At 43.6% G+C, this 17,670-nt stretch carries 16 protein-coding genes and 1 riboswitch; of the genes, 13 read left to right on the top strand and 3 right to left on the bottom strand.

Going from position 1 to position 17,670, the window contains the following annotated elements:
• Positions 1–2 precede the first annotated feature (2 nt).
• Both H6A34_RS01155 and H6A34_RS01150 read right to left on the bottom strand, forming a co-directional pair.
• Positions 3–296 (bottom strand): hypothetical protein, encoded by a 294-nt coding sequence (locus tag H6A34_RS01155; RefSeq protein WP_205102942.1) that lies wholly within the window; start codon positions 294–296, stop codon positions 3–5.
• 131 nt (positions 297–427) lie between these two features.
• On the bottom strand, positions 428–1,063 hold the full coding sequence (locus H6A34_RS01150) for a hypothetical protein (protein WP_205102941.1): 636 nt from the start codon (positions 1,061–1,063) through the stop codon (positions 428–430).
• Positions 1,064–1,302: 239 nt separating this feature from the next.
• Here H6A34_RS01150 and rfbA point away from each other — a divergent pair, with 239 nt between their 5' ends.
• The 13 genes from rfbA to H6A34_RS01085 all read left to right on the top strand — a co-directional run bounded on the left by rfbA (position 1,303) and on the right by H6A34_RS01085 (position 16,785).
• Positions 1,303–2,181, top strand: coding sequence for a glucose-1-phosphate thymidylyltransferase RfbA (gene rfbA, locus H6A34_RS01145; RefSeq protein ID WP_205102940.1), 879 nt, complete (start codon positions 1,303–1,305; stop codon positions 2,179–2,181).
• Between the two features lie 48 nt (positions 2,182–2,229).
• Positions 2,230–4,737, top strand: coding sequence for a GumC family protein (locus H6A34_RS01140; RefSeq protein WP_205102939.1), 2,508 nt, complete (start codon positions 2,230–2,232; stop codon positions 4,735–4,737).
• A 130-nt stretch (positions 4,738–4,867) separates the two neighbouring features.
• Positions 4,868–5,299 (top strand): BT0820 family HAD-type phosphatase, encoded by a 432-nt coding sequence (locus tag H6A34_RS01135; protein ID WP_021948921.1) that lies wholly within the window; start codon positions 4,868–4,870, stop codon positions 5,297–5,299.
• A gap of 266 nt (positions 5,300–5,565) precedes the next feature.
• Positions 5,566–6,828, top strand: coding sequence for a family 8 glycosyl hydrolase (locus tag H6A34_RS01130; protein WP_239480711.1), 1,263 nt, complete (start codon positions 5,566–5,568; stop codon positions 6,826–6,828).
• A gap of 626 nt (positions 6,829–7,454) precedes the next feature.
• The gene (gene trpD, locus H6A34_RS01125) at positions 7,455–8,456 is read left to right on the top strand and encodes an anthranilate phosphoribosyltransferase (RefSeq protein WP_205102938.1); all 1,002 of its coding nucleotides are present in this window, start codon (positions 7,455–7,457) and stop codon (positions 8,454–8,456) included.
• 30 nt (positions 8,457–8,486) lie between these two features.
• Positions 8,487–9,986: an indole-3-glycerol phosphate synthase TrpC gene (gene trpC / locus H6A34_RS15365; RefSeq protein WP_205102937.1), complete on the top strand. Its 1,500-nt coding sequence runs from the start codon at positions 8,487–8,489 to the stop codon at positions 9,984–9,986.
• A gap of 4 nt (positions 9,987–9,990) precedes the next feature.
• Positions 9,991–10,767, top strand: coding sequence for a tryptophan synthase subunit alpha (gene trpA, locus H6A34_RS01115; protein WP_205102935.1), 777 nt, complete (start codon positions 9,991–9,993; stop codon positions 10,765–10,767).
• Between the two features lie 2 nt (positions 10,768–10,769).
• Entirely contained in the window at positions 10,770–11,174 is a 405-nt protein-coding gene (locus H6A34_RS01110; protein WP_205102933.1) for a PaaI family thioesterase, read from the top strand.
• A 91-nt stretch (positions 11,175–11,265) separates the two neighbouring features.
• Positions 11,266–12,450: a tryptophan synthase subunit beta gene (trpB, locus tag H6A34_RS01105; protein ID WP_205102932.1), complete on the top strand. Its 1,185-nt coding sequence runs from the start codon at positions 11,266–11,268 to the stop codon at positions 12,448–12,450.
• 307 nt (positions 12,451–12,757) lie between these two features.
• Positions 12,758–14,170 carry an anthranilate synthase component I family protein gene (locus H6A34_RS01100; protein WP_205102930.1) on the top strand — a complete coding sequence of 471 codons (1,413 nt, stop codon included), beginning with the start codon at positions 12,758–12,760 and terminating at the stop codon, positions 14,168–14,170.
• A gap of 71 nt (positions 14,171–14,241) precedes the next feature.
• A complete protein-coding gene (locus tag H6A34_RS01095; protein WP_205102968.1) occupies positions 14,242–14,805 on the top strand; it encodes an anthranilate synthase component II in 564 nt (187 codons plus the stop codon).
• A 295-nt stretch (positions 14,806–15,100) separates the two neighbouring features.
• Positions 15,101–15,616, top strand: coding sequence for a DUF6359 domain-containing protein (locus H6A34_RS01090; protein WP_205102928.1), 516 nt, complete (start codon positions 15,101–15,103; stop codon positions 15,614–15,616).
• A 222-nt stretch (positions 15,617–15,838) separates the two neighbouring features.
• A riboswitch (cobalamin riboswitch) is annotated at positions 15,839–16,028 on the bottom strand.
• A gap of 157 nt (positions 16,029–16,185) precedes the next feature.
• Positions 16,186–16,785, top strand: a complete 600-nt coding sequence (locus H6A34_RS01085; RefSeq protein ID WP_205102926.1) for an RNA polymerase sigma factor — start codon at positions 16,186–16,188, stop codon at positions 16,783–16,785.
• 99 nt (positions 16,786–16,884) lie between these two features.
• Here H6A34_RS01085 and rpe read toward each other — a convergent pair whose 3' ends face one another.
• Positions 16,885–17,535, bottom strand: coding sequence for a ribulose-phosphate 3-epimerase (gene rpe / locus H6A34_RS01080; RefSeq protein ID WP_205102924.1), 651 nt, complete (start codon positions 17,533–17,535; stop codon positions 16,885–16,887).
• Between the last annotated feature and the right edge of the window lie 135 nt (positions 17,536–17,670).

Here is a 17,670-nt window from a genome sequence, read left to right as displayed (position 1 = left end):
GTTCATTTTCCGCTCAGCAGCGTGATACATTTGTTTACCTCTCTGATCAGGCCAGACAGTCTTCGTTTTGCCGAGTCTATGTCTCCGTCGCTAATTTCCAACATTTTGGCCGTCTTGAGGCATTCATAGTCCTTTTTTGACTGCTCCAGACTTGCCTTAAGGCGTTTTATTTCCTCTTCACGTGCGTCAACCATCGCATAAAGCTCTTCGTTTTCATTCTTCAATTCATTGTATTGGAGAATCATTTGCCTTACACGTGTGGTAAAGTGTGTCAGGATTTTGTCATTGTCAGTCATTATAAGGATTTTGTCTACAAATTTAGACCTTTTTTATTACATTGCAAAATTAATTCAATGAATTTTGTAAAAAAACAAGTTTTTAGGCAGTTATGACTGCCTGATTAATATTTTTGTCTTCTTTGAGGCAATTATTTCTTTTCTGTGTCGTCGGATTTTGGCCTTGGTTCTTTTTTCGCAAGCATGACAACCTGGAATACGAAATCGGTGATCCATTTTTGGCTGAATCCCAAACGCTTGTTATATGTGCGTATTCCGACAATCGTCTTCATTACACCTGCGTCTTTGTAATCGTTTTTGTTAAAAATGTCGGAAACGGTTTTTTCCGTCATTGTATATATTGCTTTTTTCATGAAGGAAGGTACTCGAAGCTTGAATTTCATCAAGTTTCCCATTAGCATCATGACATCTTGGGTGAGGTTCTGGAATTGTATCAGATAAGTCTGCACATCTTGCATCTTCCGGCAATTGCGTCGGATACTGGAATCAAGCTCTTTGAAGAAATCGTCATTGGTCTTGTACAAGTCTTGGAGCATTTTCTTGCAATGCTTTTTTTCGCCAACTCCCAGCTTGTTGTTTACAGTCGGAACGTGTAATGTTGTCTTAAACATTCGTAAGTCAGGTAAGACCGCAAGATTTGTTATGCCTGCATTTTCTGCAATCGCAGCTTGTAAATACACACGAACAAGTGTCATATAGTCTTCCATACCACCTGTTTTGTGCTCATTGTTATTGTCTTTCTTGAATAATTTACTTAAAAATCCCATATTCAAATTATATAATTAATAAACCGGAATAGAGACCGGCATGAAAAATGTGAATGCAAAATTACATCAAATACACCAAAAATCAAAATAAAATTTGATTATTATCAATTTTTATTATACCTTTGCACAATAATATGCTAAGCATGTAATTGTCTTTAAATAAATAATACACAAGAACAAAAATAACTGTAAGCCCATGCGAGTCATGCGGCCGTTTTTTATTTTATAAATCCGTAAAAATGAAAGGAATCGTGCTGGCCGGAGGCTCAGGAACCAGGCTTTACCCAATCACAAAAGGTATCAGCAAACAATTGATACCGATTTTCGACAAGCCAATGATATATTATCCGATATCAGTATTGATGCTTGCCGGAATAAAAGAAATCCTTATTATTTCAACACCTTATGACCTTCCAGGTTTCAAGCGTCTGTTAGGTGATGGGTCAGATATTGGAGTCCGTTTTGAATACGCTGAACAACCTTCTCCTGACGGGCTTGCCCAAGCTTTTATTATTGGTGAGTCTTTCATTGGGAATGATAGTGTGTGTCTTGTCCTCGGGGATAATATTTTCCACGGAGCTGGTTTCTCTGCCATTTTAAAAAATTGTGTCAAGGCGGTGGAAACTAAAGGTGAAGCTACTGTATTTGGATATTATGTTAATGATCCAGAACGTTACGGAGTCGCTGAATTTGACGAGAACGGAAACTGCCTTAGTATAGAGGAAAAGCCCACTTGCCCGAAGAGCAATTATGCTGTGGTGGGTTTGTACTTTTACCCTAACAGCGTAGTGGAGATTGCAAAAGGTATAAAGCCGAGTGCGCGCGGTGAGCTTGAGATAACATCTGTCAACCAAGAATATCTGAACAGGAATATATTAAAAGTCCAGACACTTCAACGTGGTTTCGCGTGGTTGGATACCGGTACCCATGACAGTCTGAGCGAAGCCTCTACTTTCATTGAAGTTATAGAAAAACGTCAGGGATTAAAAATCGCATGTCTTGAGGAAATTGCATTCAAGCAGGGATGGATTGATGCGGAGAAGCTTAAGTCAGTTGCTATGCCGATGTCGAAAAACGATTATGGAAAGTATTTAATGAGTTTAATAGATTGTCAATAATTTTATATTTTTGCCAAACAACATTAATCAAGACTAAACACGGAACAGATGAACGAGTTTAACAACGAACAGCGGGTTCAAGAAACGCAAGAGGAACAATCTTCATTCAATTTCCAAACCATTTACACAGCGTTTGTCCTCAACTGGAAATGGTTTGTCCTGTCGGTATTTATCTGTATCGGCATAGGATTTTTGTATTTGCGTTATACAACGCCTACTTACAATACCTCTGCAAAACTTCTCATAAAGGATGGTAGTGATGACAAAAGAAATACCGGAGGGGCATTGCAGGCGCTTGAAAGTATGTCAAACTTGGGGATAATCAGTAGTAATTATGGTGTTGAGAACGAACAGGAAATATTATCTTCGACAACTGTTGCTGAGCAAGCCATACGTGACCTTAAATTGTATGTAAACTATTATCTCAAAGGCAGTATAAAGAAAAAGCTTGTATATAAAGATCAGCCCATAAATGTTGATATGGACTTCGCTCATCTTGAGAATCTTAATGCTCCACTTGAACTTAAAATAACCCGTGAAGGTAATACTTATAAGATAAAGGGTGAGTATTTCATCGCTGAGGACGAAGTTTCTATTACTGGTCCTTACGAATTGGAGAAGACAATAACTGGACTGCCTGCTGTCGTAAGGACGCAGGTCGGAACTCTTACTTTAACGAAGAACGGAAAATATACTCTTGAAGACGGAGAGACTCTTTATGCAAACTTATTGTCTCCTCAAAAGACTGTGCATAGCTATATAGAACGTCTGTCCGTTGAGCAAACATCGAAAACGTCTTCTGTTTTCAGTCTCCAGTTCCAGGACCAAAACATAGCGAGAAGCATTGATTACCTTAAACAGCTTGTAGTTTGTTATAACAGACAGGCTAATGAGGATAAAAACGAAGTGGCCATTAGGACGGAAGAGTTTATAAATGACCGTTTGGCTAAGATTGATGCAGAATTGAGCTCAACGGACGGAGAACTTGAAAGTTATAAGAAGAGTAATCGTCTTATGGAACTGCAGCTCGATGCAATGACGACATCAACTAATACGTCTACATACGAGCAAAAACTCAATGAGGCGAATACACAGATATCGCTTATCGGAAGTCTTATTAACTTTGCCAACCGCCCTGGCAATAAACATCAGGTGTTGCCGTCGAACATAGGTCTGCAAGATGAGGCTTCTACATCACTTATCAACGAATATAACAAAATAGCGCTTGAGCGTAATCGTTTATTGCGTACCGCTTCAGAAAGCAGCCCTGTCGTTATCGAGCTTACTTCACAACTTGATGACATGCAGACAAGCATTCAACAGGCTCTGCAGCAGGCTCGTAAAGGTTTGATTATACAACGTGACGCAATTAAAGAGCAACTTGGCATGTATAGCGACGAGGTGACCAAGGCTCCTGAGCAGGAGAGAATCCTCACCCAAATCGGCAGGCAGCAGGAAGTAAGGTCTGGTCTTTACTTGATGCTCCTGCAAAAGCGTGAGGAGAATTCCATTTCGCTTGCCGCAACGGCAGATAAGGGTAAGCTTATTGAAAAGCCGCAGTTTGACAAGAAGATAAGTCCCAAAGGCAGTATCATATTGCTGATGTCGCTTGTATTTGGCATAGCTATTCCTTCTGGCGTTCTATACTTGATTAATTTCTTCCGTTATAGAATTGAGGGTCATGACGATGTTGCAAATTTGACGAAACTTCCTATTATTGCAGATATTGTGGTCGCAAGTGACACTGCGAAGACAAGAGCGGATATAGTCGTTCATGAAAACCAGAATAACCAAATGGAGGAGATATTCCGTTCGATGCGTACGAATATCCAGTTCATGCTTAAGCCTGGGCAGAATGTAATATTGTTTACGTCGTCAACATCGGGTGAAGGCAAGACGTTTACGGCTGCTAATTTGGCTGTAAGTTTCGCTCTTTTGGGTAAGAAAGTAATACTTATTGGTCTTGACATCCGTAAGCCGAGACTTGCAGAGTTGTTCAAAATCAATAATTATGTAACCGGTATTACAAATCTCTTGACCATGGACGATCCTCAATGGAATGATATAAAGGGGCAGATATTGCCTTCAGAGATTAATAATAATCTTGACCTGCTTATGGCTGGTCCTGTACCTCCCAATCCTGCCGAACTTGTATCACGTCCTGCATTGGAGCAAGTTCTTAACCAGATAAAACAGCACTATGATTATGTGCTTGTCGACACTGCGCCTGTCGGACTGGTTACTGATACTTTGCAAATAGCCAAACACGTGGATATAAGTATATACATGTGCCGTGCCGATTACACGCCGAAGGCAAGCTTCAACCTTATCAATAACCTTGCGGAGGAGAAAAAATTGCCAAACATGTGTGTGGCAATCAACGGTATTGACTTGTCGGAGAAGAAGTACGGTTACTATTACGGATATGGTAAATACGGTAAGTACGGCCGTTACGGACATTATGGCAAGGGCAGTTCTTATGGAACTTACGGCAGTTATGGTGACTATTCAAAGAGCCATTACGGAAATGAAAACGACAATTCGGTAAAGAGATAATATCGTAACGACAGCCCGTAAAGTGTTATGTAGGTATCTACTGGCTCTTTACGGGCTTTAGTTGTTGTAAGATTAAGTCGTAGGTATTCAGGTATTATTCAATCATCAATACATCATTTTAATTAAAATCATGACGATAGCAGTAGACTTTGACGGGACAATCGTGGAACACATGTATCCGGAAATTGGCAAAGAAATACCTTTCGCCACACAAACACTCAAGATGTTGATTGCCGACAGGCACAAGCTTATACTTTGGTCTGTACGTGAAGGCAAGTTACTTGACGATGCAGTAAACTGGTGTAAGGAGCGAGGGGTTGAGTTCTATGCCGTCAACCGTGACTATCCCGAGGAGCGTGGAATTGAAAATAACAATCATTTCTCACGTAAATTGAAGGTTGATATGTTCATAGATGACCGCAATATCGGTGGTTTGCCTGACTGGGGGACAATTTACCGCATGATTAAGGAAAATAAAACTTATTATGATATTATGGCTGAAAGATTCGGTGGGGCATCATACGAAGAACCGCCTAAGAAAAAACGTTGGTGGCAACGGTAGACATATGGTATGATATGTCATTACAAGCACGGTCGTGATATTTTTTATATCGGCCGTGCTTGTATTTTATTTATATAAGCATGCGTGAAAACATGCTTTTGTCTTAAATTCATGTCAATTTGTTACATGACGCCATAAAAGCTGCAACTCGCTGTATGTGTCATGGATAAAAACATTAACTTTGCTGCCGGACGCATGTCACACGATTCGTGTAGCGGCGTGGCGTACAAGCTTATAATCCATGTAAAAACAAGCAATTAACTGATATGAATCTTTTAGCCATTTTACTTACATTATGCTGCATGTTGCCATGCGGTACTGGCATGTGCGGCGGCGCCGGAAACATCAGGGATGAAGCTGTGGATTACGGTAATAGTTCACAGGGCGACGGCGCGTTCTATACCGGCAAATACCGGAATCTGTTTAACGAATATCTCGGTGTGTCACAAAAGGAAACCGATGACAGGCTTGAGTATGTGTGGAACCATTTTTTCGTGAATGACGGTACAAAACTGTATTTTGAGGACAGTGACAGTACAGCGTACATATACGATACCGGCAATCGAGACGTAAGGACTGAAGGTATGTCGTACGGGATGATGATATGTGTGCAATTAGACAAAAGAGACGAGTTTGATAAAATATGGCGGTGGGCAAAGACGCATATGCTGTATACTTCAGGCCGTTGGAAAGGATATTTCGCATGGCAGTGCAATCCTGACGGCAGTAAGATAGGCGGCGAACCGAGTTGTGCTACTGACGGTGAGGTATATTTCATTATGTCCTTGTATTTCGCTTCGCATCGTTGGGGTGACGGCGGAGCATTTAATTATGCCCAAGAGGCAAGGACGATATTGAAGGATGTTATGTCGAAAGACGGTTCGCAGGGCGTGTTTAACATGTTCAATACCGATGCTAAGCTTATAAGTTTCGTTCCGTCCGATGATGGTTCATGGCTGCATACAGACCCGTCATATAACCTTCCTGCGTTTTTCGAACTATGGGCAAGATGGTCTGATACGGATAAGGATTTTTGGTCACAGACTCCGGAGGCTGCCCGCAATCTGCTTGCCGCTGCGTCACATCCTGTAACGGGCCTGTTTCCTGATTATTCCACTTTTGAAGGAAAGCCGTTCCAGCCGGGATGGAAGAAAGATTATGACGCACGCCGTTATCAGTATGATGCCATAAGATGTGCCATGAATATAGGCATGGACTATTATTGGTTCGGCAAGGATAAAGTGCGCCAGAATGATATGATGACCCGCCTGTTGAGATTCTTCAAGGAAGATAATTTCACCCATGGCCAGTTTAATCTTGACGGAACGGAGCCTACCGGGCTTTATTCTGAAGGCATGGCCGGTGCGAATGCCGTAGGTGCGATTTGTCTTGACGATAAGGGTCTGGCGAAAGAATACATAGAAAGGCTTTGGAACGTTGAACCTCCTACAGGTTATCTGCGTTATTACAGCGGTATGGTGTATATGCTGTCAATGCTCCATGTCTCTGGACAATTCAGGATTTATTGAGTCTTGCCGTGCCTGTGCCTTCTGCTGAGGTTTGTTCCGGCACGTCACATTAGGGACTGTTATAAGTCTGGTATTATTTGTGTGTTTTATAAAAGGCCGTCTTTTGCTTTGCGAAAGACGGCCTTTTGTCGTTTAAAAGACGGCCTTTCAGGTTGTGAAAGGTGGCCTATTGCAGTTTTGTCTTTTTACGTAGGTTGTTTCTTGCGCTTGCTGTTGCATGAACGGTAAACGTTATGCGGCTGGTTGGATGAAGCGTAACAAGGCATGACATGTACCGGAATCATACGCGTATATACATTAATATAAAAGAAAAATGAAGCTATTTTGAATGAAATTTTTGCAAATCGATAAATTTATTCGCTAAAAATTTGTTGTTTGTAAGAAAATGCTTATATTTGCAATCGCAATATAAAATAATATGATTATGAAGAATTTGTTTTTTGCATGGTGGTGGCGTTGCTCAAGATTGACAAAGTCGTGAGTTACGGAGCCGTGTATAAAAACTTTATAGAGATAAGCGGGCTTGTCGTTCTTACGACAGGCCCGCTTGATTTTTTGTATATGGCCCGGTGATTGGAGATGTTAAGGCGATATGCCGTTAGTATTATTAAAAAAACAGAGAAACGATGGAAGTAAGAGAAATATTACAGAAAATGTTGAATCACGAGACTCTTTCCCGTGAAGAGACGAGGGACGTTCTTGTCGGAATAACCCGGAGTGAATATGCTGTTGAGCAAATAACGGCTTTGCTTACAGGCCTGCAAATGCGTGGCGTAACTGTCGACGAGTTGCTCGGATTCCGTGACGGTATATTGGAAACGGGGGTACCTGCCAGGTTGGACTGCGACCGCTACATTGACGTTGTAGGTACTGGCGGAGACCAGAAAAATACGTTTAACATATCTACATGTGCCTGTTTCGTTATAGCCGGGGCAGGATATAAGGTGGCCAAGCACGGTAATTACGCGGCAACGTCAACCAGTGGCGCTTCTAACGTGATAGAGGCGCACGGGGTGAAGTTTACCGATGACATGGACAGGCTTAACCGGTCAATCAACGAATGTGGCATTGTGTATCTGCACGCACAGCTTTTTGCCCGTGCGATGAAGTTTGTTGGGCCTATCCGCAAGGCGCTCCAATTTCCTACATGTTTCAATCTTCTTGGCCCGATAGTGAATCCCTCGCAACCTCAATGTCAGTTGCTCGGAGTGGCAGACCTTAACCAAATGCGTCTTTACAGCAATGTTTACCGCCGGCTCGGCATAGATTTCGGCATAGTGAACAGTCTTGACGGTTACGACGAAATATCGCTCACGGGGGATTTCAAGGTTACGACAAACCGTTATGAAAGGATATTCCATCCAGTAGATTTGGGCCTTAGTATTGCCGATCCGGTAAACCTTCAGGGAGGAGATACTGTCGATGAGGCAAAGGATATATTCGACAGCGTGCTTGAGAACAGGGCTTTGCCTGACCGTAAAAATGTGGTATTGGCTAACGCTGCGTTCGGAATCCAGGTCGTTGACCAGTCAAAGACTATAGACGAAGCTCTCGCATTGGCGCGTGAATCTCTTGAAAGCGGGCGTGCATTGGCGGTGTTCAGGAAGTTTGTAGAGCTTAATTCCTGACTTGTTGTAGATAATTAAAATTACGTGGAGATGAAAGATATTCTGAACGAAATAGTGGAATACAAGCGGATAGAGGTTGACCGCATGAAGGCTTTACGTCCTCAGCGTCTCTTGTATGCCGACGTTGAACGTATCTTAGACGGTGAAGTTCCGTCGCTTAAAACGGCCTTGATGCAGTCGGATACAGGAATTATAGCCGAGTTCAAGCGCCGTTCACCGTCAAAAGGATGGATTAAGGAGGAGGGACTTGCCTGCGATATACCTTTGGAATACCAACGTAACGGGGCTTCGGCTGTAAGTATTCTTACTGACGGAAAGTTTTTCGGTGGTGACGATAGTTTTATTACCGAGGCTCGCGGCTCAGGAGTTACCCTGCCTGTGCTTTACAAGAATTTTGTCGTGGATGAATACCAGCTGTTCCAGGCTCGTCTGTGCGGAGCTTCGGCAGTATTGCTTATAGCCTCTGTTTTAGGTAGGAAAGAGTGTGGCAGTCTTCTATCCGTTGCCCACGAACTTGGTATGGAGGTTCTTCTTGAGCTTCATGATGAGCACGAGCTTGATTATGTGGACTTAATGCCGGATGTATGTGGGGTGAACAATCGCAACTTAGGGACTTTTGTTACAGATGTAGAAAATTCGTTCAGGCTGGCCTCCATGCTTCCTTCCGATATGTGCAAGGTTAGTGAGAGCGGCATTTCCAGTCCTGATACCATACTCTCTTTAAGGCAGGTAGGATTCAACGGCTTCTTGATAGGAGAGTGTTTTATGAAGGCTGAAAACCCTGGGCGTGAGCTGGGACGTTTTGTCCATGAACTCGAAAAGCTGTCATACAAGTCTTCAGAACGTGGTTTGAATATAAAAGTTTGTGGTTTGACGGACCTCGGAAATGTGCTTGATGTAATGTCGTTGGGCGTTGACATGCTTGGATTTATCTTCTACAAAGACAGTCCGCGCTATGTATCTCCCGAGCGAATGGACATAATCTGCATGGCTTTTGACCAGGCAATCAGCAGTGATGTTAAGCCTCTTAAAATAGGGGTGTTTGTCGATTCGGCCGTTGATGAAATCGTTACAGCCGTAGCGAGGTTCAGACTTGACGGTGTGCAGTTGCATGGTCATGAGGATGTAGGTATGCTTGACAGTCTCCGTTCGGCCGTTAGTTCAGTCTGTGGACGTGATATAACGATAATCAAGGCGTTGTGCATCACAAGCCGTGCCGATGTTAAGGCCGGCATGGATTATTGTGACTCGGCTGACATGTTGTTGTTCGACACGAGAGGGAAGGCCGTCGGAGGCAACGGGATACATTTTGACTGGAGCGTACTTGAGGCATATGATGGCAAATTGCCGTTTATCCTTAGTGGAGGTATAGGCCATGACGATGCCAAGGATTTATTGCGGTTCAGCCATCCAAGGCTTGCAGGAATAGACCTTAACAGTCGTTTCGAGACTTCACCCGGAATAAAAAATATCGGGATGTTAAGTCGCTTTATCAATGAAATGCGTGTTTTACGGAATAAACAACAATAAGGATATGAACAAAATAAATTCGTTATTTACCGAAGCAAAGGGACGCAAGCTTTTCTCGCTTTATTTTTGTGCGGGTTGTCCTACGCTTGAATGTACGGCCGATGTGTTAAGAGTTCTGGACCAGCGTGGTGTGGATATTGTTGAGGTAGGCATTCCGTTCAGCGATCCACTTGCCGACGGACCTGTAATCCAGTCTGCCGGAACTGTTGCCTTAAGAAACGGCATGACACTGGAAAAACTGTTCGGCCAACTTGAGGAGATAAAGGATGAAATCAGCATGCCTCTTGTTCTTATGGGCTATCTCAACGTCATAATGCATTATGGTTACGAGCGGTTTTTCGATAGGTGTATGGCGTGTGGAGTGTCTGGCGTAATCATTCCCGATCTTCCTTTTGATGATTATCTTTCTACTATCAAGCCAATGGCCGACCGGTATGACATTCGTGTCATCATGATGATCACGCCTGAGACAAGCGATGAGCGCATAAGGCTGATCGATAATCATACCGACGGTTTTATATATATGGTTTCTTCGGCAAGTGTCACCGGTGCGCAAAGTAAGTTTGACGAGTCCAGGATTGACTATTTCCGCCGTATTGACGGCATGAACCTGCGCAATCCGCGTATGATAGGTTTCGGAATATCCAATAAGCAGACTCTTGAAAGCGCAAGGCGATATGCCGCCGGCACAATCATAGGCAGCAAGTTTGTGACCTTGCTGAATGAAGAGAAAGAGGCCGGTAAGGCTTTTGACAGGTTAATGGCTAACTTAAGTGAATGATTATGACCCTGATAGACGTTTTAAATACAAACGACCGCTTTGCAAATAACGCCGGAGCGAAATTGACATTTATAGGCGACGGCCGTGCAACAGCGGTGATGACGGTGACGAAAGAACATCTTAATGCAGGTGGAGTATGCCAGGGTGGGGCGCTGTTTACCCTTGCCGACATTGCGCTTGCTGCTGTTATGAACAGTCACGGTAATCTTACATTCAGCATAGAGAGTACGATCTCTTTCCTTCACAGTGCGGTTGAGGGAGATGTGCTTACCGCGGAAGCTACTGAAACTTTCAACCACAGAAAGATTCCTTATTGTGAAGTTAAGGTGCGTAACGGCAGGAACGAACTGGTATGCGTGCTTACGGGTATAGGTTACAGGAAAAGTATAAAGTTCAGTGGTGAATGACTTGAGCCGGAGTGAATAGCGTTTTTATTGTTTTTATTACCGACACTTTAGTTTCGGGATGTTTACATAAACCCTTAAAATTATAATTGATATGACTTATTTTGTTGACGATAAAGGCTTTTACGGAGAATTCGGCGGGGCTTATATTCCCGAGATTCTCCATAAATGCGTGCATGATTTGCAGGACGCTTACCTGCCTATTATGGAGAGCGATGACTTCAAGCGTGAATACCACAGCCTTTTGCAGGATTATGTTGGGCGTCCGTCGCCTCTGTATTATGCAAAGCGTATGAGCGAGAAATACGGTTGCAGGCTCTATCTGAAGCGTGAAGACCTCAACCATACCGGTGCCCATAAAATCAATAACGCTATAGGCCAGGCGCTTTTGGCGCGTAGAATGGGTAAGACGCATATTATAGCCGAGACTGGCGCAGGCCAGCATGGAGTGGCTACGGCTACGGCTTGCGCGCTGCTTGGTATGGATTGCAAGGTGTTCATGGGCAAGACGGATATAGAGCGTCAACATACGAATGTCGAGCGGATGAGAATGCTTGGAGCTGAGGTCTGTCCTGTAACAACGGGCAATATGACGCTCAGTGACGCTTGTTCGGAGGCGATAAGATACTGGTGTTGCCATCCGTCTGATACGTTTTATGTCGTTGGTTCTACTATGGGGCCGCACCCATATCCGGATCTTGTGGCCCGGATGCAGAGTATAATTTCTGAAGAATTGAAATGGCAATTGCGTGAAAAGACCGGGCGTGATTACCCCGACTGCCTTATAGCATGCATTGGCGGAGGGTCTAACGCGGCAGGAACGATTTATCATTATGCCGATAATGAACATGTGCGCATAATTCTGGCCGAGGCTGGCGGTAGCGGAATAGACAGCGGGCGTACGGCCGCCACGCTCCATTGTGGTTCGGTAGGCATATTGCATGGTTCGCGTATGCTTGTCATGCAGGATGAGGATGGCCAGATAGAGGAGGCTTATTCTATTTCTGCCGGCCTTGATTATCCTGGTGTCGGGCCGATGCACTGTAATATGGTGACGAAAGGACGCAGCAAGGTTTTCGCAATAAATGACGACGAGGCGATACGTGCCGGTTATGAGCTGACACGGCTCGAAGGCATAATTCCTGCCATAGAGAGCGCCCATGCGGTAGCAGCGTTAAGCAAGGTGAAGTTTAACGCCGACGATGTAGTTGTGCTTACGGTTAGCGGACGCGGCGACAAGGACATTGAAACTTATCTCAAGTATGGTGATGATATATAGTGAATGATGAATGGATAATTGTTGGCGTTACAGTGTAACAACCGTTTTCGGTAAACGGATAACATCCTTTTATCAAGGGCCAGGGGGATTATTGAATATATGCCACTTGCAAACGGATGTTGAGCTGAAAGCCGACGTGTTTCCAATACATGGCCTTTGGGCTTATGAAAGACCGCCTTCTGCGCTTCAAAAGACCACCTTTTACAGTGTAAGACATGGCCTTTTATAAGGCGCCTGGTTTTGTCATCAGTCAGTATGGCCTGCGATAATAAATTAAAATCAAGTATTCCTGATAATAACAAGCTTTATGACGACAAACAAGTTCAGGTATTCTGTAAATAGAACGACGGCACTTGCCGATTTATGTACTCCCGTAAGTGTTTATATGCGTTTGCGTGACACGAGCCCGCAGAGTGTTTTGCTTGAGTGCTCGGATTATCACGACAAGGCCAACAGCCGCTCTTTCGTATGCGTAAATCCGATAGGCAGTGTTTCAGTAAGACGTGGCAAGGTGGAGTTTTTGTATCCGGACGGCACGATGTCGACAGCCGATATAAGCGGCGACTATACCTGCGGCATGGCTATAAACGACTTTTTGGGCAGGTTTGACATCGAGGGCGACAGTAGTGGTTGTTGCGGACTGTATGGCTATACGTCTTTTAACGCTGTAAGGTATTTTGAAGACATAGCGGTAAAGGATGAAGGTGCTGACAGGAATGATGCTCCGGACATTTGTTACATGCTGTTCAGGGACGTTATAGAATTCGAGCATTTTGACAACAAGATGACGGTTGTTACCCTGGCAGCTGACGGCGAAGACGTTACAGAACGTGTGAACCGACTCATGCTCAGGCTGAGCAAAGGCAATATAAACGTATATCCTTTCAGTCGTATCGGCGATGTAACTTCGCCTCTTACGGATGAAGAGCATAAGGCGAACATACGCCGTGGAATAGCCCATTGTATGCGCGGGGATGTATTCCAGGTCGTGTTGTCGCGCCGTTTCGTCCAGAAGTATGAAGGCGATGACTTCGCTTTATACCGTGCGTTGCGCAGTATAAATCCGTCGCCGTATTTGTTCTATTTTGACTTCGGGGGCTTCCGTCTGCTTGGCAGCAGCCCGGAGACGCATTGTAGGATAGAAAACGGGCGTGCTTACATCGACCCGATTGCCGGTACGACGAAGAGGACTGGTGACGCCGAAAAGGACCGCATTAATGCTGAGACTTTGCGTAACGACCCTAAGGAGAATGCCGAACACGTAATGTTGGTTGACCTTGCCCGTAATGACCTTAGCCGTAATTGCCATAACGTGCGTGTTGAATTATACAAGGACTTGCAGTATTACAGCCACGTGATTCATCTTGTAAGCCGTGTTAGCGGACTTCTTGATGATGGCGTCGACCCCGTAAAGGCGTTTATAGATACATTCCCCGCCGGAACGTTGAGCGGAGCTCCGAAAGTAAGGGCCATGCAGATAATCAGTGAGCTCGAGCCGCATTGTCGTGGCGCTTATGGTGGGTGTATAGGCCTTATTGGACTGAACGGAAACCTGAACCAGGCGATAACCATCCGCACTTTTGTCAGCCGTAACGGTGAATTATGGATGCAGGCCGGTGGAGGCATTGTTGCATGCAGCGATGAAGAGCGTGAGTTGCAGGAGGTAAACAACAAGCTCGGAGCCCTCCGTAAGGCTGTCGAGATGGCAGAAAGGATATAGTCCGTGATTTAATAATGGCAAATTGTACAGTAATCTGTCTGCTAACAGACAATAAACAGTAATTATATATGATGACTTTAGCGGTAATAGACAACTATGATAGCTTCACTTACAACCTTGTACATATGTTTAAGGACATTGGTGCGGAGGTAAGTGTGTTCAGGAACGACAGTTTTGAACTGTCCCGTCTTGAATGTTTTGATAAGATAGTGCTTAGCCCTGGCCCCGGGATTCCAAGTGAGGCAGGGTTATTGCTTGACGTTATAGAATGCTATAAAGGCACCAAACCTATACTCGGTGTCTGCCTTGGCCATCAGGCAATAGGCCAGGTTTTCGGTGCCGGTCTGGTTAATCTCAGGAATGTTTTTCATGGAGTGGCTACCGTCGGGACACAATTCGGTATTGATCCAATATTTTCCGGATGTCCGGAGCGGTTGGAGATGGGCCGTTATCATAGTTGGGTCGTAGATAAGGACACGCTTCCCGATTGTCTTGAAGTTACGGCCGAAAGCGACGAAGGGCTGATAATGGCCATGCGCCATAAGACATATGATATATGTGGACTACAGTTCCATCCGGAAAGCGTGCTTACACCTTGTGGTCGGAAAATATTGGAAAATTGGATCAATTCTTGACTCTGATAGCTATTGTTAGATTCAGTCCCGAAAAATATAATAATGTTACGAATTTGTTATAGATAGTGATAAAAATGTTAAATATTTGATTTTTCACATTAAAAATTTGTATTATTCATCATAAAACTTTATATTTGCGACATCTTATTTATGATTTCGAGCTTTTAACGAAATCGCCAGAGGTTGACAGCATCCTGCGTCAACCTCTTTTTTTGTAATGTTTGTCCTTCTAAGTTTTGTGCTTTGACATAAATTTCATACATTTGGAAAATAATAAATACTAATCGACTAAGCCATGAAAAAATTATTGTCTATTTTGTTTCCTTTGTCGTTATTTCTGATTTTTACTGCGTGCGAGAAAGCGGAATATTATGAAGAAGATGCACAGAAAGAGCAACATGAAGAAAGTGGTGATTCCCAAGAGGATGACGACTATGACGTAGGTGATTTTCCAACAGGCAGTGTCGTTGATGTTATGACGTTCAAGACCAATGCCATTTATACTCAGGTATGGGTTGAAGGTTATATTGTTGGTGCGGCTACAGGAGCTAAAAATAAGGTGAGATACGAGTTTGAGCCGGATTTCAGCTATGATACAGCTATCCTTATGTCGGACAATGTCAACGCTTCCAGCACGGACGAGGCTATTTCAGTGTGTCTAACATCATGCTCGAAGAAATTGCGTGAGCAGCTTAATCTTGTTGATCATCCAGAAAATAAAGGCAAGCGTATAGCTGTTTTCGGTTTCCAGGAGAAATATCTTAAAATCTTTGGGATAAAGAAAATTGACGCATACGAGTTTCCTTTATAACGGCAAAACAGGCAGCACCTCACGGTGTTGCCTGTTTCTTAAGGTAACTTATATAATAAAAACATGTATGGCCAACGGCCGTTTATGCTGTTGGTGCATTATTAATGCCTGTATATAGGTCTTTTGCCGATACTTTTACCGGCCCAGACTTTTGCATTTAGCGCGTGTTATCATGCGCAGGATAGTGAAATTCCGTACGGCCCTTGTCCCTTACATCGAGAGAGTGGGCATTATAATAAGGCAGGTCTTCTGACTATGTTCCGCCGTCAAGCACCTTCCCGCCCCGTTGGAGTGGGGCAGTGGTGTCATTGCTTGATGGACATAAAGGAACTAACAGCTGCGAGACAGTCGGAGACTTGCACTCCGTTCCCTTTTTGATCGAGCAAATCGAACCTTATTGGTCGCAAAGTTATGCATTATTTGTTAAAGTGCAAAGGATTGTTGCGTATTTTATTAAATATTTTTTGTATAATGGGTAAAACTTTTTATCTTTGCAACATATAATTTTTAATTTTAATATCATTTTTGCCTATCGAAACATCATTACTTCATAGAAAAACAAAGTAATAATGGAAAATTTTAATTCGTTTACAGACGAGGAGCTGGCCTTGTCATACATAGACGGAAATAATAAAGCTTTTGACGAGCTTCTTACCCGCAATCAAGATAAGTTGTTTTCATATATTTTCTTTGTCGTAAGGGATGAGGATAAGGCCAACGACTTGTTCCAGGAAACTTTCGTTAAGGTTATAACCAAGCTCCACCAGAAGCGTTATGTGGATAGCGGAAAGTTCAGTGCGTGGATTATGCGTATTGCCCATAACGTAATAATGGACTGGTATAGGGAACAACGCGCACGCAATCTTGTTGAACCGACGGAAGAGAATGACTTGTCCAACCTTAGCGGAAATGATGTGCTTGATGTGAATGTCGAGAACAAGTATGTCAACGATCAGATAATGTCGGACGTCAAGAAGATGATGAACATGTTGCCGCCTACCCAGCGCGAGGTGGTATTCATGCGCTTTTACCAAGACCTGTCGTTCAAGGAGATAGCCGAACTTACCGGCGTTAGCATAAATACTTCACTTGGAAGGATGAGGTACGCGATACTAAATCTACGCCGAATGTCGAAGGAATATAACATCGCATTGCAGCTGGATTATTGACTGATAAAGAATTAAGGGGCGGGAATTAATGAAAAATACCTTTATTAAATATAATGGTATTTTTCATTAATTCCCGCCCCTTAATTCTTTATTTTAACTTTAAAGAGCTTTCAATGACTTGATTACACCTTCCGGATTGGATGACTTGAAGATGTAGCTGCCGCTTACAAGAACATCAACTCCGGCAGCAACAAGCCTCGGAGCAGTTTCAGCTTGTACGCCTCCGTCTACCTCAATTACGGCTTTCGAGCCAGCTTCTGCTATCATCCGGCGCAGGCGTTTTACTTTGTTTATAGTGTTTTCGATAAAAGCCTGCCCACCGAAACCTGGGTTTACGCTCATGAGCAGCACCATGTCTACGTCTTGGATTATGTCTTCAAGCATGCTTACCGGGGTAGATGGGTTGAGTGTCACGCCCGCCTTCATGCCTGCTTCGTGTATTTCGTGTACAGTTCGGTTGAGATGTGTGCAAGCCTCGTAGTGTACGTTCATCATCATTGCGCCTGTACGCGCCGTGCGGGCGATGTAGCGTTCAGGTTTGGTAATCATGAAATGTATGTCAAGAGGTTTCTTGCATATTTTTGATACGGCGTCTATAATAGGAAATCCGAATGATATGTTCGGTACGAAAACGCCGTCCATTACATCAAGGTGAAGCCAGTCGGCCTCACTGCGGTTAATCATATCAATATCCCGCTGCAAGTCAAGAAAATTTGCAGCGAGAAGTGATGGTGAAACAAGTGTTGCCATATTTTTCTTTGATTGTTGCTCAGTTCAGACAGTAAACTTCGTTTTTCCCATTAAAGTTGATGACTCTGTATGTGTAAGCTATCTGCCTGATAAAATTCAAAGTCTTGCTTGACGGTTTTTTGTCTTCCGATGTAA

This window comes from Marseilla massiliensis (assembly GCF_016899855.1).
Classification (GTDB): Bacteria; Bacteroidota; Bacteroidia; order Bacteroidales; family Bacteroidaceae; genus Prevotella.
Note: the sequence above shows the minus strand (reverse complement) of the source record. Positions and strands in the feature narration are given on the sequence as shown.

Excerpts from the sequence above, each read along its gene's own strand:
- H6A34_RS01135 (WP_021948921.1), top strand. The coding sequence starts at position 4,868 with ATGACGATAGCAGTAGACTTTGACGGGACAATCGTGGAACACATGTAT.
- H6A34_RS01130 (WP_239480711.1), top strand. The coding sequence starts at position 5,566 with ATGAATCTTTTAGCCATTTTACTTACATTATGCTGCATGTTGCCATGC.
- H6A34_RS01100 (WP_205102930.1), top strand. The coding sequence starts at position 12,758 with ATGACGACAAACAAGTTCAGGTATTCTGTAAATAGAACGACGGCACTT.
- trpA (WP_205102935.1), top strand. The coding sequence starts at position 9,991 with ATGAACAAAATAAATTCGTTATTTACCGAAGCAAAGGGACGCAAGCTT.
- H6A34_RS01140 (WP_205102939.1), top strand. The coding sequence starts at position 2,230 with ATGAACGAGTTTAACAACGAACAGCGGGTTCAAGAAACGCAAGAGGAA.
- H6A34_RS01155 (WP_205102942.1), bottom strand. The coding sequence starts at position 296 with ATGACTGACAATGACAAAATCCTGACACACTTTACCACACGTGTAAGG.
- trpC (WP_205102937.1), top strand. The coding sequence starts at position 8,487 with ATGAAAGATATTCTGAACGAAATAGTGGAATACAAGCGGATAGAGGTT.
- rfbA (WP_205102940.1), top strand. The coding sequence starts at position 1,303 with ATGAAAGGAATCGTGCTGGCCGGAGGCTCAGGAACCAGGCTTTACCCA.
- H6A34_RS01110 (WP_205102933.1), top strand. The coding sequence starts at position 10,770 with ATGACCCTGATAGACGTTTTAAATACAAACGACCGCTTTGCAAATAAC.
- trpB (WP_205102932.1), top strand. The coding sequence starts at position 11,266 with ATGACTTATTTTGTTGACGATAAAGGCTTTTACGGAGAATTCGGCGGG.
- H6A34_RS01085 (WP_205102926.1), top strand. The coding sequence starts at position 16,186 with ATGGAAAATTTTAATTCGTTTACAGACGAGGAGCTGGCCTTGTCATAC.
- H6A34_RS01095 (WP_205102968.1), top strand. The coding sequence starts at position 14,242 with ATGACTTTAGCGGTAATAGACAACTATGATAGCTTCACTTACAACCTT.
- H6A34_RS01090 (WP_205102928.1), top strand. The coding sequence starts at position 15,101 with ATGAAAAAATTATTGTCTATTTTGTTTCCTTTGTCGTTATTTCTGATT.
- H6A34_RS01150 (WP_205102941.1), bottom strand. The coding sequence starts at position 1,063 with ATGGGATTTTTAAGTAAATTATTCAAGAAAGACAATAACAATGAGCAC.
- trpD (WP_205102938.1), top strand. The coding sequence starts at position 7,455 with ATGGAAGTAAGAGAAATATTACAGAAAATGTTGAATCACGAGACTCTT.
- rpe (WP_205102924.1), bottom strand. The coding sequence starts at position 17,535 with ATGGCAACACTTGTTTCACCATCACTTCTCGCTGCAAATTTTCTTGAC.